The sequence below is a fragment of the Allobosea sp. 01N443 genome (assembly GCF_056399325.1).
In genome coordinates this window covers 1-23,164 of the sequence record NZ_JBFTRC010000010.1, presented here as the reverse complement: position 1 = coordinate 23,164, position 23,164 = coordinate 1, and the positions used below count along the sequence as shown (strand labels likewise).

Below are 23,164 nucleotides of genomic sequence, written 5' to 3'. Positions count from 1 at the left end.
TTGAATTTCGATTTCGTATCGTCGCCCGAAACCATCACGCTGATGTTGCGGCCGGACAAGACCGGACTCCTGAGCCGGTTATTTAGCAATACCGCGCCTCGCGATCTCGAGCGCCTGCCGCCGCAGGAACGCGACCTGCTGCTGGCGCTGGGCGACCTGCGTGCGCTCGGCGACGAGATGCCCGGCTCGCTTCGGATCGGCCGCCGCGAAATCGTCATGTCGCACCGGCTTGCGGCCTCCCTGGAGGCAGAAAGTGCGGCGGCACTTGGACTTCCTCCGCTGGTCGATTTGACGCTGAGGACCGACGTGGAGGGCGTACTGGGCTCTCCGTCCTTCCGCCTGCGCTACGAATGGCATCGTCATGGTCAGCGTCAGATTGTTGAGCGCCAGGGAGCAATCCTACGGACTTCGACAGGTCCGCGCCGGCTGCCTCTATGGGTGATGGAAGCGGTTCAGGTCGCCGATGACTTCACTCGTGGAGTTGGAGACGCCGCACATTGGGAAGCTCTCGCGCGGTTTCGCCAGGCCCTCGACCCTGGCGTGACTGTGACAGGGGCGACACCGGCGGCAAGAATTTCAATGACCGACTTCTTGTCAGGTCTGGAGGTCCGCCTTGCCGATCGTTTTTCCATTGCACCGGCTGAGACAGGTGACGATTTCGAGGTGGTGCCGTTCTCGAGCCGCGCCATCAGGGAGTCAGGTTTTGCCGACGACGAGGCTGGCGTCCCGGAAGCTTGCGGCGAACTTGAGGGTGAAGCCCTGCGCGTATTCCAGTCGCGATTGCGAGAGCGTGGAGCGATACCGGCTTTTCGCTTGGCCCCCGGTAGTTTCCTCGTAATCGACCGCTCGGCCAAGCCAGTGCTCGAGACGATGGTGCGAATGCAGAAGGCGCCCGCCGCCGAGCGAGCCGCTTTTGTTCGAAACCCGCGCCCGAAAATCACCGAAGCGGTCGAGGCAGCCCTGCGTGCGGCCGGTCGGTTGGACGGGCTGTCGCCCGAGTCCGAAGAAGAAGCGATTGAGGCTGCTGCCGGACCGGCATTTGTTGAGACCAGGGAATTTTCCGAACGAGTTATCGGCATCAAGGTCTTCGAGAGATCTCTCGAGATATCATTGGATGGCAGCACGACGTGGCTGCCTGAAGGCTTTGCGAAGAAGCTGTCAGAGCATCTCGACCAGCTTCCTTCGTCCGAGCTGACATCGCTGCGGGAGCAAGTGGCCGGTGCCATCGCTGCGGGAGACGAAAAACTACCCCTCGCCGACATGGAGCTACCCGCGCGACCCGAAACACTCAACCTGATCGATCACAAGATCTCTTCTCGAGACCCTGACGAAGTCACCGACGGTCACTCGGAGCGTCGCGTGTCGGGCCCAGTGGTCCTCGACACGCTCGACAATATCAACGAATTGCGCTGGCACGCAAAACTGCGACCCAGGGAGGCGGCGATAAGAGCCATGCCGCCTTCGTTCATCCGCACTCCTCTGAAGGAGCACCAAATTGAGAGCGTTGCCTGGCAGATCGCCGCGTGGAAGGCAGGACTACCGGGCATTTTGAATGCCGATGAGCAAGGCCTGGGAAAAACGCTTCAGACGATCGCGTTCCTGGCTTGGCTCAAGGAACACATGGCGAAAGCAGCCAGYGGCGAGCGAGGACCCGTTCTCGTCGTCGCACCGACGTCGCTTTTGCAAAACTGGGAGCAGGAGGTCGATCGGCATCTAGAGAAGCCAGGCTTAGGTCATCTCATCCGGCTTTATGGAGGCAGCACGCAGAGTAGACGGTTTCACGGGGCCTCGGGGCGGGACACCGACGCGGGCGAGATCAAGCTTGACCTGGAGTTTCTGAAGGAGGCGATTGCCGAGGGCCGGGGTCATCGCTTCTGGTTGCTGACGACCTATACGACGCTGTGCAACTATCAGCATTCCTTCCAGCGCATTCGGTTTTCGGCCGCCGTCTTCGACGAAATTCAGGCTCTCAAGAACCCCGGTAGCTTGCGCGCATTGTCAGGGCGCGCAGTGAACGCCGACTTTCGCATCGGACTTACGGGAACGCCAATCGAGAACAGCGTAGAGGATCTTTGGGCGATCATGGACAACCTCGCCGGAGGTGCGCTTGGTACGCTGCCCGACTATCGTGAACGGTTTGGTGCGCCCGATAGCAATAACATGAAGCAGCTTCATGAGAGGGTGTTCAAGCCGTCCGACTTGGCCCCGCCGCTTGCCCTGCGTCGACTAAAGCAAGACGTTGCGCGCGAGCTACCGCCTAAGCAGCGCCGTCTGCATCCCCGCTTGATGCCGGCGCTTCAAGAAACCACTTATGAGGATGCAAAGCTAAAGCTGGCGACAGGTGGCTTGGGCGCAGCCCTGAAAGCACTCCATCACATTCGAAGCGTCTCGGTTCACCCCGTTCTGCACGACGGCGATTCCCATGGGGGGTTCATCGAAGCTTCTGGTCGGCTGCAGGCAACTTTCGAGATTCTCCGTAGGATCGCAGAGAAGCGCGAGCGCGCGCTTGTCTTCATTGAACATCGCCAGATGCAGTTTCGCTTCATCGAGCTCGTGCGTTCTGAATTCGGGTTGGAGCGAGTCGACCTCATCAATGGCGACACTCCGATCCCGCAGCGCCAAGCAATTGTGAACCGATTTCAAAGGCATCTTGAGAACGAGGGAGGCTTCGATCTGCTCGTGCTCGGCCCCAAGGCGGCCGGCACGGGACTGACTTTGACGGCGGCGACACACGTCATTCATCTTTCGCGCTGGTGGAATCCAGCAGTCGAGGAGCAGTGTAACGACCGGACGCACCGGATTGGTCAAACAAGCGCCGTAACGGTGCATATTCCGATGGCGATCCATAGCGGCTATCGCGAACACTCGTTCGACTGCCTATTGCAGAGCCTGATGCAGCGGAAGAGAAATTTGGCGAGCGCAGCACTTTGGCCGATGGGCGATACTGCCGGAGACGTCGGCGAGTTGCAGCGCATCTTGCTTTCGGGAGAAGCTACGACTGGCGCCGACGCACTTCGCTCGGCGATGGACGCAATGTTCAAACGGGATCGCTTCGATCCTCCCGTTTTTGACGCGGACGGGTCCGTGGAGGTTCCGTGAACGTTGCGTGTCGTCTTATTGCTCCGTCAGGAGCGTCTAAGAAGTGCCTCTGGCATCCAGCGAGATCGGCGCCAGGGCCACGAAATCGAGGCCTTTGCAGACCTTCATCGCGTGGTCGTAGTACGCCGCTCTAGCTGGCGCCCAGGCCAACCATCCACTAACAATCGACTCGGACCTCTCGGCGGAGGCGAATCAGGGTTGCTTTCGATCCCAAAGAAGCGAGTCGGAGTAGCGGATTGCCAGAGAACAAAAACCCCCACGTTTACCGAATGGCACGGTTTCTGCCGTTCGACCCTTCTCATGACCAGATCTATGAAGAGTACCAAGTCGCAAACGACTCGCTGAATCTCGACACCGTCGCATATCGCTACGTGCTTGATGCCGCCGAATCCGGCGCTCACGTCGTTGTTTTGACCGGTGACGCAGGCCACGGAAAAACCCATCTGTGCCGAAGAGTAATCGAGAGCCTCCTCGGCTATGATGAGGAGGAGGCAAGAAAACTCATTAACGAGGCTTGCGACGGTAGGAAGGTCATAAAGCCAAAAGACGGCAGATCTGGCGACCGCGCCGTGCGCATCTTCAAGGACTTCTCCGAATTTGCTCCTGAGATCGCGGCCACCCTCGTCGAAGCGTCGAGCAGCGGCGAGGCAGTGACCATCATCTGCGCTAACGAAGGACGGCTCCGAGCCGTTCTGTCGTCGAGCAAGGCCGGACCGCATTGCGCGGAATTGCTCAAGAGTTTCGGGTCATCCTTCGATGACGGAAAAGCCAGTCACGATGGACGCATCCACATTGTCAACTTGAACCATCAGTCTACGGCGGCGGGCAGTGACGGACAGTCTCTAGGAGACCGCGCCCTTCGCGACTGGACCTCTGGTGTGCGGTGGAGGAGCTGCCACGATTGCGACGCTCGTGCTGCCTGCCCGATCAGCCGTAACAGAGAAATGCTTTCTGAACGTGCCGACGAGGGAGTGGCGGCGATAAGAAAGGAAAAGCTGCGACTTCTGTTCGCGACGCTGGAGCGGATAGGCTACGTGATAACCATCCGCGACATGTTGATGGCGTTCGCATATTTGCTAACCGGCGGGCTGAAGTGTGAAGACGTCCACAGGATGAGGCGGCGCCGCAAGCAGGGCTGGCAGCAGGCTTACGCGTTCTACAACCTAGCATTCGCGGCACCCGATACGCTTTCGAAGGAACAGCTAAAACGCCTGCCTTTGATGCAACAACTTCCCAAACTTGACCCGGGAAGGCGGGCAATCAGGGAAATTGACGAGCGCATAGTCAATCAGCAGGGGATCTTTGCTCACGGCCAATTGGACCTACAGTTTCGGGCACCTTCAACATCATCAGATGATCTCATCGATGCGGCGGATGGAATTGATGAAATCATTGGAGATCCCCGCAACAAAAAGCAGAGGGCAGACGAAGCCGAAAACGTCACGCGCGTAGTGAGGTCGCTCAGGCGCCGAGCCTATATCGACGGCATCGGCGACGCCCTCGACATGACCCACCTTGGCTTCTCTTATGGTGCTGATTTTCTTGCCATCATCCATGACCAGATGGACGTACCCGAACGCACTCTTCTCAAGAAGAGAGTGATCGCCGGACTGCACCACATTCAGGGGCTCCAGTTCTCGGAACAAACACCCACGCTGCACCTTGTCGATCCGGCCTTCGGAAGATCGATGTCGGGAACAGCGATTCTGGCYGCGAGGATCAAGCCAGCAAATGTCGACCTGATGAGACTTTCCGAGAAATGGGGGAGCAGTGACGAGGTAATCCATCATGTAAAGGAAAGCGTCGACTGGATCGACCGCCATGTGGTCCTGCGAATTGTTGATCAACAGGGCGGAGCGCATGATCTGCTGCTCGACCTGATGACGTTCGACTGCGTTCTAAGGGCCGCGGCGGGCCACGTGCCGACCAAGTTCTACGAGCACGACATCCGACGCGTCGTCAGCTTCCTTGGCCGCATTGCGCAGTCGGCCCACGCAAGCTCGGATCAGATCAATCTTATTAGGGGCGGTCGATCCCAGACCATCTCCATTGACGGCAGCACCATTCAGGTCGGTGCCGGAGCCTGAACAAGGAATAGGCCGGACAATGCAAGATGTCTCGGACGAGAAGATCCGAAAGGGGCCCGACGTCTCCCGCGAGCTGTTCGGGGGTGTCCTCGATTTCGATGCCTCAGGACACTACCCGGGCCTTGAGCTGTTGAACTTCGTCTACTGCGGTGAGGGCGGGGATCCGCTTCCTACCAGTGATGTGGTGAAGATCACCCGCCGGTCGCACGATTTCGGACGACGGCTGGTCTGGGATGCCAGCTTCAAGGATGACCCGCGACGGCACAATGTGCTCCTCGACGACATGGCCGCGGAAGAGACTTTGCGAGAGCTGCTCCGTTGTCTTCAGTTGGAAATCCCCAATGGAACCAAGGAACCCAAGTGGTCGAGGGCGCACTTCTTCCCATACACACCATCGCTCATTCACTGGGATGCACGGGAGAGATACGGAGAGATCCGCCTTGAGCGCCTCTACCTTCGCGGTGGAGGAGCTCTGGCCTTCAAGATCCTGAGGTCCGTCCCAGACCCAGCACGTCTCGAACGCATCAGAGACGGCTTCAAGCGACTTTATGCGGCGACTTCAGGGAGCCCATTGGAAATCCTAGCCGATTTCATCAACAAACAGAGCAAGACAGACGCGCACCCTAGCATCGATGATATCGAAAAGGCCACGCGCGCGAGTGTCGATGATTTCGAAGATGTCTACTGCAACGGCATCCTCAACATTCTCGAGCAGGAGGACGCGACCTCTGTTGCAAAGATACGGGCAGTGATGGGGTGGACCGCACTCTGGCTCGTTCTCATGCAGAACCGGCGCGCGAGAAAAAGCCTCGACCTCGATGAAAGCCCGATCATCTGTGACTGCGGGGCGGGCAGTCCGCAGTTGCGGCGAGTATCCCAACGCTGTTTGCAGGAGGTTCTCGGCAACATTGTCAACGCGGTCGTCAAGGCGGAGCCAAAGATCGCGAATGCCCAGCGAAACAAGATCCGCAGCTTTTTCTGGGCTACGGCCGCGGCAAATGGATTCCTGAATGCCTGGCGGGGACGAAAGCACTTCACGCTTTCTGTTGATGCCCTCGAGATGATCGTGCTGGCGACAATTCCGAGAGGTACGGAGATGCCATTCGAGAGGTTCGCGACAGAAGTTCTTTATGACTATCTCGGCATTGCGGTTGGTCGTGGCGCCGCCGAGGCTTCGGGCTTGGTGAATTCAATCGACGCCAGCATTTTCGAAGAAAACGAGACGCAATTGGCGCTTCAAATGATCGCTTCCGGACTGGCAACCCAATATTCCGATGCAACTAGAATGGTTAGGCCAAGATCAGATTCTTGATCGGATACAAAAATGAACGAAATTKAGAAATTAATTGCCAGTACAGCTTTCGAAATTGTTGCCAGAAGCTTCTCTGCCGGCGATGAATCTGACCGAAATTCGTTCAGATTGAAGAATCTTACGAGAGGCGAGTCGCTTGWGTTCCTTCGCACGTGGCAGGTTCAAAGCGCCGGTCACGGCCTCGAGCGTGTCCGGCTTCTCGTTGCAAGCGACTCCCATGAGGAATTCCCGAGTGAGTTCAGGGCGGACCCCGACCATTCCATCACGTACTATCGGAATAACAATGAACACGGCCTCGTTTACATCGAGACGAAGGTCGAGAGCGATGAGCAGGGCCTAAAGAACCTCTTCACCCTTCGAGACGTGAACTTTCTCGACGGCACGTTCGACGAGGAAGGGGAGTTCCTGGTTCCCGAGGAAATGGTCAGACAGGCGCTACGCATCGCAGGCTCTCCAAACCCTCAGGCCAACGAGTTCCTGCGTGACCGCCTCGTGGAGGTTCTCCGAGAACTCAACGCCGCGGACATGACTGTTCCCGTAAGGAAGTTCGCAGGCTTCCTATCGGCTGCAGCGCAGGATGTCGTTTCCGGCTTCGGTGTTTATTCGCCTGAGGAAACAAATGCCTTGGTCGGCAGATGTCTTGTCCATCTCGATATGTTCCCCGACGAGCAATGGCGTCAGAGTTCCGGACGCTTGGCGCGGCGCCTCTCTTTGAACCTCTTGAGATCGGAACTTGCTGCATCGCCGTCGTCGGACCTTGATGCCGAGAAGACCGCGCAGGACTGCTTCAGAACTAAGTTTGTGGACGAACAAGGCGAACCCTATCGGCCCGATGAGCAGACCCGTTGGCGGGAGGAATGCTCCAAATGCTGCCTAGATCCTACGCGCCAAAGGCGACAAAGGATTCCCTATCGGATCTTCGAGCAAATCTTCAGCAAGGACGTGAAAGGCCTCCCCCTCGGACGGCGCGTGGCCGAGGAGATCATGGACAGCGCTCGCGCGAGAAAGCCGGAGTTTGATGAACTCGCGGTGGAGGTCGGCTTGGGCAACCGATCTGGCGACGACGCTCGCAAGTTTCTCGAATGCGAGCCGGCGGACGCCAGCTTGTTGCCGTTGAAAGACCTGCTGTCGAAGCAGACGCTCCGGATGGTCGAGAAACTTGCTGCGCCTGCCGTGGAGAGGATCCAGAACCCGCTGATCAAGCTTTCACAGGTTGCCCGAGATTTTCGCGAAGACAATAACCTCGAGGATGGCGTTTTCAGGATCGAGCTTCGAGCCGGCGCAGGTGCCAACGATCAACATGCGCCCGCGATTGGACTGTTTGCGTTCCTCTACGGAGGATCTCTGATCGAAGTTCGAAATTCACTGGCAGATGGGATTGGCTCCGTTTTCCTAGATGTCGATGAGCGCCTGACGAGGCAAAGCCCCGTCCCGCCGCTCAAGAGGGAAATGGATCCTGACGCCGAGAACTCCAATACCACCTCATCGGAGGAGGACGAGGGAACGGCTTGGCTGCCTGTTCCACTCGAGTTCATTCTTGTGAATGCCGAAGATGGCACGGAGCTCGACAGCGGAATTGCGGTCGAGTGGTTACCTGAGGACCTGCCCTATCTCGCGCTGTTCTGGATATCCGTTTGCGGGGAGGATAGAGGCGATGTGACTGCTGAGCTCCACGCTCCCTCAAACCGGCGCGGCGAGGCATGGATCGAGGAAGTGGCTCATCGCGTTCTCTCTTTTGAGAATGGTAAAGCGCGACCAATTCGTGAGGAGGTTCTCAAGCACCCCATAATTAACCGGCTGGTGGCGATTCGCTCGGGGTTCAGAGATGAGGCGGAAAAGGCTGGCCTATCCTCTGAGCTGCTGAACAACGTATTTGATCAGTGGTCAGCTCTGCTAGCAGAGGCGCGCAGAGCCTTTGTCCCGGACGGTGAGGTCCCGGTCGGCATGATAGAGTTCCTGAATGCCGATTGCGTGCAGGGTTTCGACGGCGACCGCGTGCTCATGCTTCAGTCACACCCACTGAAGCTTAGGTGGATTGCGGCCTACCTTGCGAAGTCATCACAGCTTGCGGCGGGTGCGATCGAAGGATTTCTGCTGCTAAACGAGCAGAATGAGAGCCTGTATCTGAATTGGATCCAGGGGCTTTCGCCGCATCAGCAGCCTTCGATACACACGGCCGCAGACGGGCATGTTCTCTTTGCGGACGGCGAAAGAGGGTGGACCGAGACCTTCCAGAGAGCCGCCTCGTCGGGGGGCACTGCATCTGGGGACAGGATTCACTCAAGCCTCGTGGCGGAAATTGTCCGCCAGATAACAGCATACCTCCACGCTCATCCATACAAGGCTGACGGACTGAGAACACTTATTGTAACCGGCGGTGCCAGCGCACTTCCAGCCGACATTGTCCAAGGGGTTCGGCAAGGTGAATTCAAGGACCTGGCGATGACGATCGAGCTCGTCGCGCCGAAGAGTTGCTGGGATGAAGCGGCTCGCCAGTTCGAATTGGTGGACACCGACAACCGGCTCTCAGGAGAGGGAGCTTTGTTTCCACCCGTGCAGCTCAATCTTCATGATTTCGAAAAGGTCAAGATAGACGCAGACGAGGAACTGGGACGACTTGTCTGCGACCTTGCGATTGTTCCGCAGTTTCTTGACGATCACATCAGCACGGATGCGAAGACCGAGGACGAGTCAACGTCTATCGGGAAGTTTGATCCTCTTCTCGATGATCCGACTTACATCGCTTCGGGAGCCGGCGCCGCGGCCCTGTGGGTGTCGTTGAGACCCAAGATGTCCGATACGGCCCTTTCGGACTGGTCGACCTTGGTGGTCAGGCACGAACGTCGGAACCCTGTTGCCGCGGATCGCCCTGAAGCGACTGACTTCATCGACATTCGCATCAATTTTCACAACACCGCACGCTTCTTCGGGGCCCTTCATAAGCGTTCGCACTGGGTGATCACAGTCGAACGTCACATTACGAGAGAGCAGATTGAAAGGCTCGAATCCCGTCCGGAAGTGCTTTCACTGCGTGATGGTGTCGGACCGGGCGGTTTGTTCACCCTGATAGTGTCGTCTAACGCCGGGAAGCAGTTCGTAATCGATCGCCTCACAAGGAAACTGAAGCGGATTGCCGTTCTGATAGGGAGACAGGAGCTTGCGGAGCAGCAGGCGCAACAGTTTGCTCAGAAGATCTACGACGAGGCGAGGCAGATCTCGCCGCGGCTGACCCTCGACGCGCTCGGAATATCGCGGGTGACCGAGGAAATTCTTGGATTGAGCATAGCCCGGCAGATCGCTGACCACCAGTTCTCAGCCTCTGTAAAGGAGGGCTTCATCGCCTGGATCTCCCTCGATGAGCATCCGGAATGGTTCGCATCGGCAAACTCGATGCGTGCGGACATGATCAGGCTGGCGGTGAGTCTTGGGGACGATGGTCTTTCGGTCGACCTGCTCATACTGGAAAGCAAGTTAAGACGCTCCGGTTACGAGGCCCATGGGGCGGAGCAGGTGCGCAAGACCCTGCAAATGTTCAATGCTGTCTTCCCGCAGGATCCTGAACAGGATCCCATGGATGGTGAGCTCTGGAGAGACACGCTCCTCTCGGCAGTCGACACCGTCAGTGAAAACGCTGTCTTGATTCCGCTTTATACAACCTCAGGACGAATGCCGCGACGCTCCCGAGTGTCCGAGAAAATCAGAAACCTCTTTAGGGAGGGCGACTTCGCGTCGGTGAACATCGCAGGGCTGTATTCCATTTGCGAGTACTCCCACCCTCGAGAAATGACCATCGAGGCGTACGACGCAGACCCACGCGTTCAGATTGTAAAGACCGGAGGAAGCGCGCTGCTCGACAGGCTCGCTGATCCTTCGGTTCTCAAACCGACCGGAGCGGGCGATGGATCAGCGCTAGGGAAAGACGCGGAGACGGAACCGTCAACTCTGTCAATGACGGAGGACGATGTGGAATCTCCCATCGATGTCCCAACGCCCCCCGTACCTCCTTCAGAAGATGAAACCGTTGATGCCGAAGTCGCCGAGGATCAACCCATACCCGAGGCCGAAGAAACTGATGTCGGCAGCGGCCGTGGCCATTTGGGCAAGGCGGAGCTTGATCATAGGTATCAAATAATACTGGATACTTTCGGCCAGTACGGCATCAGCGTCAACAAAGCCGAGCCCGGAGTTGAGCACGCCATCGAAGGTCCGGCATCGATCCTCTTCCGGCTTCTGCCCGGCAGGGGCGTCGAGCCGAAGAAGCTGATTGAGAAAAGCGATGCCCTGAAACTTGCGCTCAAGCTAAATGCGTCGCAGGAAATCCGCTTCGCCATCGACGAGGGCTACATGACCATCGATGTCCCGAAGCTGGACAGAGACCGATACTTCGTCGATGCAGCCGATCTCTGGTCTCGCTGGAAGCGACCGGAGTTCGGTTTGAAGGTCCCCTTGGGGGAGGATCGCTTTGGCAAGGTAGTTGAGATCGACTTCAGTTCGTCAAATTCCCCGCATCTTCTTATCGGCGGTACCACGGGGAGCGGTAAATCCGAGGCCCTGAACACAATCCTCGGCGGACTGACAGAACATTATTCTCCGGACGAGGTTCGACTGCAGCTTATCGATCCGAAGGGGACAGAGCTTCAACATCTCTCGGATTCCGAACATGTTGATGGCGAGATAGGCTGGGACGAGGAGGATGCGATAGAAATACTATTGCGTGCCGTCGAGGAAATGCAGGCCCGCTATGCTAGGTTCAAGAGCTCCAACGTCAGAACACTTGGGGACTATAACGCCCAAGCACCTGTGGGCGAACGACTTCCGAGGTGGGTCATTGTTCTCGATGAGTATGCAGACCTGACATCGGACCCGGATGCGAAAAGGACGATCGAAGCACATCTGAGGCGCCTTGCTCAGAAGGCTCGTGCAGCTGGAATCCACGTCATTATTGCCACTCAGAAGCCGGATTCTACTGTTATCAGTACAAATTTGAGGTCAAACCTTCCCGCACAGCTTGCCTTGCGAGTAAAGAGCTCTACTGAGAGCCGGGTCATCATGGATGATCCAGGAGCGGAGTCTCTGACCGGAAAGGGGGACGCGTTCTTCAAAGAAAGCGGTATTTTGACCCGGGTTCAGTGCGCCAAGGTCTGACATGCCAGTCAATCTTCAAGCGAGAACGGTCCTCAGCAACGCTGCGATTTGCCGTGCAAGAAATGGGGGGACGGCGTTTCCCACTTGGACGTATTGCTGTGTGCGGTTGCCGAGGAACAGGTAGTCGTCGGGGAAAGTCTGCAGCCGGGCAGCCTCGCGCACGGTCAGACTGCGGCACTGAATCGGGTCGGGATGAATGAAGTAATGGCCATCCTTCGAGATGTGACTCGTGACTGTGGTCGAAGCCTCGCCGGCCAGCTGGACGCGGAAGCGGTCATTGAAGACGCCGCTGTGCCAGTTCCGGTGATCCGGACTGAGAGCCAATGGAAAATCGGCCGCCTTCGGGCTGTAGCGGTGCACGCTCCCGAATACCGCGGCGAACAGATAACGTCCAAGATCCGACGTCATGTGCACGCGTGTTTCGTGCTGGGCAATTGCGCGCAGATCGGGCCGCTCGATCCAACGCAGCAGCTCATCGTCCGAAGCGCCGTAGCTCTCGGGCAGGCATGACACTGCCCGAAGCGACGGCGAACCATCCCTCAGTCGCTTTGAAATGGTCAAGAACGCCTCACCGAGCGGGCTGTCCTTCTCCTTGTAGATGCCGGCCAGCTGCTTTGCTGCGTCAGTGACCTCGGTCCGCCAGGCAGCCGCATAGTCTAAGCCACGGCTGATGCCGCTGCGCAGGGCCGGCATCGTACCGATAGCGTCGCTTACCGTCCGCTTCTTTCCGGAGACGGCGATCTCGGCTTCAGTGGTCTTGCCCACGATATCGGACCGGATGCCGACAATGATCACTCGGTGGCGTCGCTGCGGGACTCCGAATTCCTCGGAGCAGACGATGAAGTCCGCCGGCTTCGCCGCCTCTCTAAGGCTGGCCTTTCCATTCTTTACCCGGATCGCGTGCAGTTCGTAGTGATGACCGCGACCTGTGCCGAGCGAAGACAGATCGTCCATTAGCATCTCGAATACAAGGCGGCTTTCAACTGTCGATGAAAGCATCCCCTTGACGTTTTCCATCACGAACACTGCGGGCCGAAGCCTGTCGAGCACCCGGATATACTCGCGGAACAGGTAGTGCCGCGCATCCTCTTCGGGCACGTAGCCGACCTTGCCTCTAGCCCGAGCGCGCCCCACCAAGGAGTAGGCTTGGCAGGGCGGTCCCCCGATCAGGATCATGTCGTCGGACTTCTTCTTCAGCTTGCCGATGGCACTATCGATCGCGCTCGCAGCGGCCTCGGTGCCGAGTTCCAGCGCGCGAGCTTCGTCGGCGGCAAGGCGCCATGCGTCCGCGTCGACAGCCGACCAGTCCGGTTCTGGGATCAGTCCTGCATGGAAGTCGATGAACTCACAGGGCAGGGTGTCGTGCCGAGCCCGGTATTCTCGGAGAAACGCGCGCAGCGTCAAAGTTCGGTGGGCCGATGCCTCCTTCTCGACCGAAATACCGATCCGGAATGGCGCAGGTCCGTCCTCGCCAAGAGACGCGAAACCCTCGCCGAGTCCGCCCGGACCGGCAAACAGATCGACAATGCCGAAAGCGGAAGGCAAATCAGGCTCCTAACGAATTTCATTCTGGCGGTGTATACGAGTTTCCGAGACGAAAACCAGGGCGCTTGTGGCAGACATCGTGGACCAGCAGACCCGTTCCCGGATGATGTCGGGAATACGGGGAAAGAACACGAATCCCGAACTGGTTGTTAGGCGGGCGTTGCACGCGCACGGCTTCCGCTTCCGGCTTCATTCCATGAAGGTTCACGGGCGGCCAGACCTCGTTCTTCCGAGACATCGCGCAGTTGTCTTCGTGCACGGCTGTTTTTGGCATCGCCACGCGGGCTGTCGTTACGCGACCAGCCCGTCGACCCGTTCCGAATTTTGGCAGGCAAAATTCGAAGCAAACGTCGCGCGGGACCGCGCTGTTCGTGGGGCGCTTTTGAAAGATGGTTGGCGTGTGGCAACTGTGTGGGAATGCGGTCTGCGGAAGCCGGATCGAGTGGCCTTCTCGACCGCACTCCTGTCGGCTTGGCTACGTTCGGACGAACGTGAGATCGAGATCGGCGATTTGTCGGCCGACAGCGCCATTGAGATCGCCCCTTGACGTGAACGGCGGCGCGGCAGGCAATTGACCGGTAAGCCCCGACCATCCACCACGTCGTTGCCCGCCATCCGCATCGCACGACGTGGATGCTCGGCCCCAATGGTTCACAAGGTCGAGCAACTTCGTCCGGAATGACGCCGGAGCCTTCCTGCCTCAGGTCACCCGCGGCTCGAACACCACTTCGCGATCGCCCGGCCATTTCAGCCGGTAGGCGACCTTGATCTCCTTCTCCGAGCCGGGAGTGAGGTCGAAGGTCCAGGCCGAGACGCTGCGCTTGGCGGCGACCGTACGCGCTTGCATTCGTACGTCGGCGAGGCATTCTATGCCATTCATAACGTAACAATCGACTCCCATGCATGGGCGGTCCAATCCGGGAACGGCCCGAATGCCCGTCTGACACGGTCCTACGATGACAATATCGAGCGCGTTAAATGCGTTGCTGAGGTCCGACGAGGATTTGGCTGATGAGTATTCTAGGATCGAGCATGTCGTAGTTGACGAAGCTTAGGAGATCGTCGGCCGCCGGGGGCCGCTCAGGATTTTCTCGCTGGAGGCGCAAATGCTGTCACTGCGTACTATCTACAGATGCACCTGGATATCGCATCCAGGTATGGCATTATCTCGAACGAAGCCGGGACATGTGCTGGCATCATGACAGCGAGATTCTTGAACTATATTGGATAAATATCATCTGACTCTGGCGGCATGACTTACAAGACACCGGATCGACTAGAAAAATTGTTCATCGATTGGTTTGGCTCCTGAATATAGTATTCTTGGTACCTTGAATGACCCATGGGCATCGTCCGGACTTGTGCTGACACCTTGAATTGCAGCATTCCCCTTTTACAGAATTGACCGGACTTAGCGCTCATGCAGGATAAATCACAGGACAGAAGTGTCGTCGCCTGCCGCCTCGCCGAGGACCTGATCGGACCGCGTGCCCACAACGAGGAACTGACGGCGCGTCCATCCGACGTCTATCTCACTGGCATCCTCTGGCCCCAGCGCACGGCAATGGCGGGGGAAGATGACGATCGCCTCGGAACCGCGGGCGCCGGCTCGGGTGAGGAGAGCAACGGCGAGAGCGATGCGGTCAGAACTGGGTCGATTCAGAAGCCGTCCGTGGCAGGCATATCGTTCAGCGCTGCATGCAACCGCACACCACAAGTGCGGGTCATCTGCAGCTTCGCCACCTACCGGCTCAAAAAGCGTGACGACCTCGACGTCTGGGTTCGACAGCCACACCGGGTCGAGATTGCAGGTCTCGACCTGCCGCCCGGCCCGACGCGCGAGATTGCGCTTGCGGAACAAGGTGAAGGGCTGCCCAACGTCTCACTCAGCGTCCGATGCATCAATGCCGGTGGTGCCGTTCTAGTCACCCTTTCGCTCGTGAATTCGGTAGTTCCAGAGCAGGACCGAAACGAGATCGAGGCCGCGTCGCTCTTCCAGACGGCGCTTCGCATCGAACCGTGCGAGGGGACTCTGCTGATACCGAAGCCTCCCCGTCGCTCGACGTCGATGCGTCAAGGGGGGACCGGGGGGACCGCCTCAGTCAGCGACGAGGAAAGCGGGGCAGTACTTTACAGGAACGTAGCGGAGTTCGCTATCGGTCACGTATGCTCGGCCGAGTGGGAGTCCGTGAGCCAACCAGGCGGAGTGCGCCCCAGTGCACGATGGGTCGGGACAACCTGGCTCCCGTCAGCCATCGTCGAGGGCGTCGATCCGAACGGTCATGCCTTCTTTTCCGAGCTTGGCAATGAGAGCGGGTCGTTCGATCCGCTCTCTGCGGAGGAGCTAGCCTTCGCCGATACGGCGACCCTACAGCAGGGACTGGAGCTATTCTGCGACGCCTACGACCGCTGGGTACAAGTGCAGCGGAAACGACTCGACGACGTGACGGACGTGAGTCCCGAGCTGAGGTACGTCGTTGAGGCTCATCTCGCCCGGTGCGAGGAGGCGCTCGGGCGTATGCGGGCATCAGCCGTCGAACTCGGCGCCAATCCACGGCTTCGGCGAGCCTTCCAGCTGGCAAACCTCTCCATGCGCCTGCAGCACTCGTGGGACAGCTCCAAGAGCCGCTACGGTCCACTGCGCTGGCGGCCGTTCCAGCTGGGATTTCTGCTCCTAAGTGCACCATCGTCGGTGGCCCGCGATCACGAGCACCGAGGGGTCATGGACCTTCTCTGGTTCCCCACCGGTGGGGGCAAGACTGAAGCATACCTTGCTCTGATCGCGTGCATCGCCGTGTATCGCCGCCTCTCGGATGATCCGAACGACCACAGCGGTGTCTGCGCCCTGATGCGCTATACGCTTCGCCTGCTCACGACCCAGCAGTTTGCACGGTCCGCCGCAATGATCGTGGCTCTGGAGGCCATACGCACCGGCCGGGTGGCGTCTCCAGACGGCTTGCCGCTTCGAGGTGACGGGCCGTTCTCGATCGGCCTGTGGGTTGGCGGAGACGCCACTCCCAACAAGCGCGCAGATGCATTCGCTTCCCTTCGTGGCTCTTCGGAGGTTGCGTCACCAAAGCAGCTCGCCCGCTGCCCCGCCTGTGGCGAAAAACTGAAATGGTCGATGGCGAGCGCCACCTCACCCGTTGACGCCGAATGCACGAACAGCACGTGCAAGATGTATGGAATCCTGCCTGTCTTCACTATAGACGAGGATGTCTACGACAACCGGCCGACGTTGCTCATCGGAACGGCCGACAAGTTCGCGCAGATCGTCCGCGAGAAGAGAACCAACAGCCTGTTCGGTGTTTCGGATGGCTCTCCGCCTGACCTGATAATCCAGGACGAGCTGCACCTTATCTCCGGTCCCCTCGGCACGATCGCAGGGGCATATGAGGCCGCATTCGACCTGATGTTCGCCGCGCGTGGACATCGGGCAAAGGTCATCGGCTCGACGGCAACGATCCGCAGAGCATCGGAGCAGGTACTAGCCCTGTTTGATCGCGAAGCATTCCAGTTCCCCCCGCCGGCGATCGATCATGACGACTCCGGTTTTGCGGTTCGTGATCGGCGGCCTAAGGCGGTGGGAAGACGCTATCTCGGCGTCACGACGGCCGGTCGATCGGCAAAGTTCACCCTGCAGGCCGTCGCAGGCTCCCTGCTGCAAACGGCTTTCGGGGCATTCAGCGACGATGTTCGCCGGGACGCCTACTGGACGCTCGTCGGGTACTTCAATTCGCTTCGCGAGCTTGGCGGCGCGCTCGTCCTCATGCAGGACGACGTCACCGACAGCATCGCGCTCTATGCTGACGCGCGCTCCGAAGAGCGACGACCCCTCAGCAACGTCGAGGAGTTGACCTCCAGAAGGACACAAGAAGAAATCCGCGAGATGCTCGACCTCCTCGACATCAAGGTCGGCTCCCCGGGCGCAGTCGATACGGTGCTCGCGACGAACATGGTCAGCGTCGGCGTGGACATTTCCCGACTGGGACTGATGCTGGTCAACGGGCAACCCAAGACCATCGCCGAGTACATCCAGTCCACCAGCCGTGTCGGGCGGGGGGATGTGAGCGGACTTGTGGTCTCGGTCCTCAACAACGCCAAGGCGCGCGACCGTTCGCATTTCGAGGCGTTCTGCAGCTGGCACCGCACCCTCTACAGGGATGTGGAAGCAACCAGCGTTACTCCCTTCGCATCACGGGCTCGCGACAGGGCACTGCATGCAGCACTGGTGGCCGCGGTACGCCATCTTGTTCCCGACATGCTGGACTCTCCGCGGATGGAAGATGACGCAGAAGACAAGGCGATGGACCTCATCGACTTGATCGTCGAGCGTGCGAAGCGCATCGATCCCGAAGAGACCGCCGTCCGGGAAGAGCTTGAACGCCGTCTCGACACTTGGAGAGCAAGGTCCCCGGCGGTCTACTGGAGCGACTACAAGGGAGGGAAATCCCTTCTCCAGAGTGCCGAACGCGCTGCCGCCCGCCGGGCTGCCGGCCGCGACACAGGCGCCGCGTGGCCGACCCTCAACTCCATGCGAACCGTCGAGGCCGGAACCCCGTTTCGGATGGCCCCTGTCCTCAGGGCGAAGGATGATACGCATGAAGAATGATCTTCAGGATCTGCGTCGCAGCGCAGTCGTTTCGACATTTGGCCCTGGCTCCGTGGTGGATTTCAGGGCGGGTGGAGGAGCCGTTTCGGGTATCGCTGCAGGGCTCGAGGAATGGGACCGCTCCTTTCCTCCGGCTGGTCTGGCCCACCCTCAGGTCATCCGAGAGACACGCCTGCAGAAGAAGCTTGGCGTGAAGGGCTTCCGGACACCTCCTGTCACAGTCGAGCGGGGGAAGGACGACGATCCGGATACCCGGCGGCTCGTCGCCGTGCGTTTCCCGAAATGGCTGCAATGTCCAAGCTGCGATGTCATCAAGCCGGAACGGCGATGGAAGAACGATCCAGGCAAGGCCTATCGATACTGCCCGACCTGCACGGAAAAATCCCATGGCGAAAGCAAGGTCTTTGTCATCCCCGTACGCTTCGTCATGGCTTGCAAGCATGGCCACGTCGACGAATTTCCCTGGGACTGGTGGGTAGGTCATAAGTCGGATTGCCCGGTTTCGCAGCGTGAGAACACGGAGCGTCATCCCGGCCTAATCCTGCGGTCCGAGAAACCCGGCCTTGCCGGTCTCATCCTCAGTTGTCAGAAGTGCGGCGCGCGCCGGTCGATGGACGGCGTATTCTCGAAGAAGACGTGGGAACGTGGTCCGAAATGCCGGGGGCATCGACCGTGGCTGGCTGATGGCGAAGAAACTTGCGGCAGGGAGCAGTATGCCGTTCAGCGAGGCGCGTCCAACCTGTACTTCGCGGTTACGGAGTCAGCCCTCAGCATTCCGCCTTGGTCCGACCGTCTCCAGGAAGTTCTGGGTGATTGGTGGAGTTCACTCACAAACCTCGACGACCCAACGAAGCTGGAGGAGTACATCGGCTTCCTGGCAAAGGGTGATCTAGAGAGCATCCTGAAGGAGCTGGAAATGTCACCCGCGGAACTGGCGGAGGCGATCCGGGCCCGCCTCACGTCATACGGACAGCTGCGAACCGACGACCTGCGTCCGGCAGAATATCGACAGTTCGTCACCGAACCTGGTCGCAGTCGGACGCCGGACATCGACTTCGAAACCCGTAGAGAAGCAGTATCCCCGGAGATAGCTCCATGGATATCCCGGGTGGTACGGGCTGTGCGCCTTCGTGAGGTCCGTGCCATCAAGGGGTTCACCCGGATCAATCCGCCCGGCGATCCGGACTCGCCCGAGGTGGCACGGCTCTCCAAGGATCCGCTTGAATGGCTCCCAGCGATCGAGGTTCGCGGCGAAGGCATCTTCCTCGCACTGAATGAGGAGCGGCTGTCGAACTGGGAAAGCAGACCGGATGTCATTGCACGCGTCTCCCAGTGCCAGATTCGACACCAGGCGGACTGGAGGGAACGCTATGGCGAGGACGGCAAGCCGCCTAAAGCGATAATCCCACGCTACATGCTCTGCCACACCCTCGCGCACGCGCTCATGCGCCAACTCACGCTGGAGTGCGGATATTCCTCAGCGTCCCTTCAGGAGAGGATCTATGCCGGAACTGACGAAGAGCAGATGGCCGGGCTTCTGATCTATACCGCAACACCGGACTCGGACGGAACGCTCGGCGGCCTCGAACGGCAAGGAAAGGCGGCTCGCATCGAGGGCGTCCTTCAACGTGCGATCGACGCGATCGAGTGGTGCTCCTCCGATCCGCTCTGCATCACGGACATGATGGGAGCGATCAACAGCTACTCGCATTCGGTTTGCCACGCCTGCTGCCTTGCTCCCGAGACGTCCTGCGAAGCCTTCAACACCTTCCTCGACCGCGCGCTGCTGACCGGAGACGGGACAGGTTCGGGCCTTGGATACTTCGAAGACATGCTTCGGAGAAGCTGATGGCAGTGCTCTGGCCAAGGAAACTCCCCCGTTCGGTACTGGATGATCCGAGGCGCCGGGCAGAGGTCCGTGTATATGATCGCCTCGCCGAAGTTCTCGACGACACCTTTCATGTCTTCTACTCGAGTCCCTGGCTGGGCACCGACAGGCTGGGAAACGAGAAGGATGGCGAATGCGACTTCCTGATCGCGCACCCCGACCACGGCATCCTCGCGATCGAAGTCAAGGGGGGGAAAGAAATCACGTTCGACCCGAGGGACGGTCAGTGGCGCAGCACGGATCACGGTGGTTTCGTCCACAAGATCAAGGATCCGGTGGCGCAGGCGCGAAGCGCAAAGCATGAAATCCTCAAACGACTCAACGGGTCAACGAGGTGGCCGAAGCGCTTCATTCATGCCGCCCATGGGGCGATCTTTCCAAGTACCGGCTCTCCACCCGGCCATCTCGGAGCTGATCGCCCGGCCTCGATCTTCTGTTGTTCGCGCCAGTTTCAGCAGGGACTTCGCGGATGGCTAGACGACCGGCTGAAGGCAGGGCGACGGCCAGGCAATTGCGAAGCTTTGGGTGATGATGGCATCGCAGCACTTGAAAGACTGCTGGCACACCCCTTCACGCTCAGCTTCCGGATCGGTGCCGCTATCGCGGAAGCCGACACGGAGTTCCGCGTCCTTGAACCGTCTCAGTACCATGTCCTAGACGCGATCGCCGATATCACACGGGCGCTCATCCGTGGTGGCGCAGGAACCGGCAAGTCCGTGCTGGCGATCGAGGAAGCACTTAGGTCTGCCGCGGCTGGAAGGAAGACCCTCCTGACTTGTCACAGCCGACCTCTCGCAACCAACCTCGAGCGGAATCTGAAGGACGTCGAAAACCTTACGGTAGCCGGGTTTCACGCGCTGTGCGGGCTCATCTCACGTCAGGCGRGCGTCCAAACGCCTTCCAACATCAGTGAACGGGAACTCTATGAAGGCGCGCTGCCGAATGCGCTCTACCGCGCGATGGAGATACAGCCCGCACTCAGGTGGGACACGATCATTATCGATGAAGGCCAGGACTTCAGCGCCAACTGGTGGATCGCGATCGATGCCTGCCTGAGCCACGGTGGACAACTCCGTGTATTCATGGACAGCAACCAGAGGGTCTACGAGAGCGCGGGGAATGGCGTTCATGATCTGAGCGTCGTTCCGGTTCGGCTTTCCCGAAATCTCCGCAACACGAAGAACATCCATAATGCCGCTTCTGTGCATTATTCGGGCCCTGAGATAATCGCGGACGGGCCCGATGGTCTAGAGGTCTCATGGATCAATGCCGAGAATCCTGATGCAAAGGTCGACGCGGCATACAGGGAGCTTCGAAGGCTCGTGTTCCACGAGGAAGTGGCCCCTGGTGACATAGCCGTGCTTGTCAACGGACCAGCCGTCCGGACGAGCTTTCTCGAAAGAAGCAGCGGGACCAGCGTTCCGCTTACAGATGCCGAAACCATGGCGCTCGAAGACGTGGTCGTGGATACCGTGCGGCGGTTCAAGGGTCTGGAACGACCGGCAATAATCATGATTGTCAGCGGCGACGAAATGGAGCGCCGCGAACTGGCCTATGTCGCGTTCTCGAGAGCGCGGGCCTATCTCTGCGTTGTGTCGTCCCGAGGCGAAGCCAAGTGGCTGTCGGAAGGGTTGCGCGACAACTGAGCGCACTCCTGTGTGTTTCGGCATGCAAGTTTGGCTCTGACTCACTTTTGATGGAATTCTGGATTCGGTTGGCGTTGATTTCACATGAGGAATCAATGCCATGCGCCAAGCCCTCCGGCCGTCGACCCTGGTTCCACGCAGCTTCGTTGTGAACGACGCCGTCATTGACGATGCAGGCTTGCGGATCTCTGTCCGTGCGGCAGGCGAGGTGAGCCCGTGTCCGGGATGCGGAACCAGCTCGCAGCGGGTCCACAGCCGATATCATCGGCGCCTGGCGGACCTGCCAATGGCGGGTCGGCCGGTTCGGCTCCTGGTCATAGCCCGGCGGTTCCATTGCGATGCTGTCCGATGCGGCCGCCGCATTTTCACAGAGCGTTTTGACAAGACCGTGCTGGTTCCTTGGGCGCGGCGGACGGCACGGCTCGATCATATTGTCCATCACCTCGGGCTCGCTCTCGGCGGGCGGCCGGCAGCGAGCTTCGCCCGAAGGCTGATGCTGCCTGTGAGCAATGACACGCTATTACGTGTCGTGCGAAGGCGCGGCAGCCTGCGCTTCGTCCCGCCGACCGTGATCGGGATCGATGACTGGGCCTGGCGCCGCAACCAACGCTACGGGACGATCATCTGCGATCTGGAACGGCGCAAGACGATCGCCCTGCTGCCGGACCGCGAGCCGGCGACGGCGCAAGCCTGGCTCTCGGACCAGCCGCAGATCGGCATCGTCGCGCGCGATCGGGGCGGCGGCTACGCCGTGGCGGCCGCMAAGGCGCTGCCGCAGGCCACGCAGGTTGCCGATCGCTGGCATCTGATGGAGAACGCCAGCCGGGCCTTCCTGGACGCCGTCCGCAAATCCATGCGGCAGATCCGGGCCGCGATCGGCGCCGCCACGATCAATCCCGACCTGCTCACCGCTGCCGAGCGGATCCAATATGAGGGATATCTGCGCCGGGAGGACGCCAATGCTGTCATTCTCGGATTGGCCAAGGATGGAGTGCCGATCAAGGAGATCGTGCGCCGCACGGGGCACAGTCGCGGCCTGGTTCGCAAGGTGTTGCGGGGCCAGCGGTCCGATGTCTTCCGCGTTCGGGAGACTTCTCTGGAACTGCACCTGCAGTGGCTCGACGAACAATGGGCGGCGGGACAACGCAACGGCGCGGCATTGYGGCGGCGCCTCAAAAAGCGTGGATTCCGTGGCTGCCTTCGCGTTGTGAGCGAATGGGCCGCACGCCGCCGCCAGGCGGAGAAGATCGATGGCGGCACCTTGAGCCGCGTGCCCTCGGCACGAACCGTGGCACGCTTGCTGACCATCGGCCGGGACGGCCTGTCCAAGTCCGAGACCGTCACGGTCGCAGCGATCGAGGGCGGCGTGCCACTGCTGGTGGAGGCGCGAGAGATCATCGCCGCCTTCCAGGCCATGATCCGGAAGAAATCCCTCGTCGACCTCGAGCCATGGCTGAAGCGGGCGGGCGCGAGCCTGGTCGCATCGTTCGCCAACGGTATCGTCAAGGATCAGGCGGCGGTGCGCGCCGCGAKCACGTCACCCTGGTCCAACGGCCAGACCGAGGGCCAGATCACCAAGCTCAAGCTGGTGAAGCGGCAGATGTACGGCAGGGGGAAGCTCGACATCCTCCAGGCCCGCATCATCGGCGCCACGTAGCGCGCCACCAAAATTGCGTCAGAGCCAAASTTGCACACGATGACGTAATTGCTGCCGCTGAGCCCCTGCCTTCAGAGTGACAGAGGGCAGGCAGCGGCGCCGGCCTGAGCACGGGATGGTCATCATGAAACAGTATGTCGGGCTGGACGTATCGCAGAAAGAGACCAGCGTTT

At 59.6% G+C, this 23,164-nt stretch carries 11 protein-coding genes; 9 read left to right on the top strand and 2 right to left on the bottom strand.

What is annotated here, in order from left to right:
• The 4 genes from AC1DRP_RS04710 to AC1DRP_RS04695 all read left to right on the top strand — a co-directional run bounded on the left by AC1DRP_RS04710 (position 1) and on the right by AC1DRP_RS04695 (position 11,643).
• On the top strand, positions 1-3,099 hold the full coding sequence (locus AC1DRP_RS04710; protein ID WP_476767901.1) for a DEAD/DEAH box helicase: 3,099 nt from the start codon (positions 1-3) through the stop codon (positions 3,097-3,099).
• A 269-nt stretch (positions 3,100-3,368) separates the two neighbouring features.
• Positions 3,369-5,186 carry a hypothetical protein gene (locus tag AC1DRP_RS04705; protein ID WP_476767900.1) on the top strand — a complete coding sequence of 606 codons (1,818 nt, stop codon included), beginning with the start codon at positions 3,369-3,371 and terminating at the stop codon, positions 5,184-5,186.
• Positions 5,187-5,205: 19 nt separating this feature from the next.
• A complete protein-coding gene (locus tag AC1DRP_RS04700) occupies positions 5,206-6,498 on the top strand; it encodes a hypothetical protein (protein WP_476767899.1) in 1,293 nt (430 codons plus the stop codon).
• 12 nt (positions 6,499-6,510) lie between these two features.
• Positions 6,511-11,643 carry an FtsK/SpoIIIE domain-containing protein gene (locus AC1DRP_RS04695; protein WP_476767898.1) on the top strand — a complete coding sequence of 1,711 codons (5,133 nt, stop codon included), beginning with the start codon at positions 6,511-6,513 and terminating at the stop codon, positions 11,641-11,643.
• Positions 11,644-11,658: 15 nt separating this feature from the next.
• Here AC1DRP_RS04695 and AC1DRP_RS04690 read toward each other — a convergent pair whose 3' ends face one another.
• Positions 11,659-13,188 carry a DNA cytosine methyltransferase gene (locus AC1DRP_RS04690; RefSeq protein ID WP_476767897.1) on the bottom strand — a complete coding sequence of 510 codons (1,530 nt, stop codon included), beginning with the start codon at positions 13,186-13,188 and terminating at the stop codon, positions 11,659-11,661.
• A 79-nt stretch (positions 13,189-13,267) separates the two neighbouring features.
• Between AC1DRP_RS04690 and AC1DRP_RS04685 the strand changes: the two genes are divergently transcribed.
• The gene (locus AC1DRP_RS04685; RefSeq protein ID WP_476767896.1) at positions 13,268-13,735 is read left to right on the top strand and encodes a very short patch repair endonuclease; all 468 of its coding nucleotides are present in this window, start codon (positions 13,268-13,270) and stop codon (positions 13,733-13,735) included.
• Positions 13,736-13,888: 153 nt separating this feature from the next.
• Here the strand turns inward: AC1DRP_RS04685 and AC1DRP_RS04680 are convergent, their stop codons facing one another.
• Positions 13,889-14,035: a hypothetical protein gene (locus AC1DRP_RS04680; protein WP_476767895.1), complete on the bottom strand. Its 147-nt coding sequence runs from the start codon at positions 14,033-14,035 to the stop codon at positions 13,889-13,891.
• A 573-nt stretch (positions 14,036-14,608) separates the two neighbouring features.
• On the opposite strand from AC1DRP_RS04680, the gene AC1DRP_RS04675 reads away from it, so the two are divergent.
• The 4 genes from AC1DRP_RS04675 (at position 14,609) to AC1DRP_RS04660 (ending at position 22,991) form a co-directional block, all read left to right on the top strand.
• Positions 14,609-17,800 (top strand): helicase-related protein, encoded by a 3,192-nt coding sequence (locus tag AC1DRP_RS04675; RefSeq protein ID WP_476767894.1) that lies wholly within the window; start codon positions 14,609-14,611, stop codon positions 17,798-17,800.
• Positions 17,790-19,649 carry a DrmB family protein gene (gene drmB, locus AC1DRP_RS04670; RefSeq protein WP_476767893.1) on the top strand — a complete coding sequence of 620 codons (1,860 nt, stop codon included), beginning with the start codon at positions 17,790-17,792 and terminating at the stop codon, positions 19,647-19,649. The genes AC1DRP_RS04675 and drmB overlap by 11 nt, the downstream gene beginning before the upstream one ends.
• Positions 19,649-21,334, top strand: coding sequence for a nuclease-related domain-containing DEAD/DEAH box helicase (locus tag AC1DRP_RS04665; protein WP_476767892.1), 1,686 nt, complete (start codon positions 19,649-19,651; stop codon positions 21,332-21,334). The genes drmB and AC1DRP_RS04665 overlap by 1 nt, the downstream gene beginning before the upstream one ends.
• Before the next feature lie 100 nt (positions 21,335-21,434).
• Complete coding sequence (locus AC1DRP_RS04660) at positions 21,435-22,991, top strand: ISL3 family transposase (RefSeq protein WP_476767891.1); 1,557 nt, start codon at positions 21,435-21,437, stop codon at positions 22,989-22,991.
• The last annotated feature ends 173 nt before the right edge of the window (positions 22,992-23,164 follow it).

What these genes read in the sequence shown, in the direction of transcription:
- drmB (WP_476767893.1), top strand. Translation starts at nt 17,790, where the DNA reads ATGAAGAATGATCTTCAGGATCTGCGTCGCAGCGCAGTCGTTTCGACA.
- AC1DRP_RS04675 (WP_476767894.1), top strand. Translation starts at nt 14,609, where the DNA reads ATGCAGGATAAATCACAGGACAGAAGTGTCGTCGCCTGCCGCCTCGCC.
- AC1DRP_RS04700 (WP_476767899.1), top strand. Translation starts at nt 5,206, where the DNA reads ATGCAAGATGTCTCGGACGAGAAGATCCGAAAGGGGCCCGACGTCTCC.
- AC1DRP_RS04680 (WP_476767895.1), bottom strand. Translation starts at nt 14,035, where the DNA reads ATGCAAGCGCGTACGGTCGCCGCCAAGCGCAGCGTCTCGGCCTGGACC.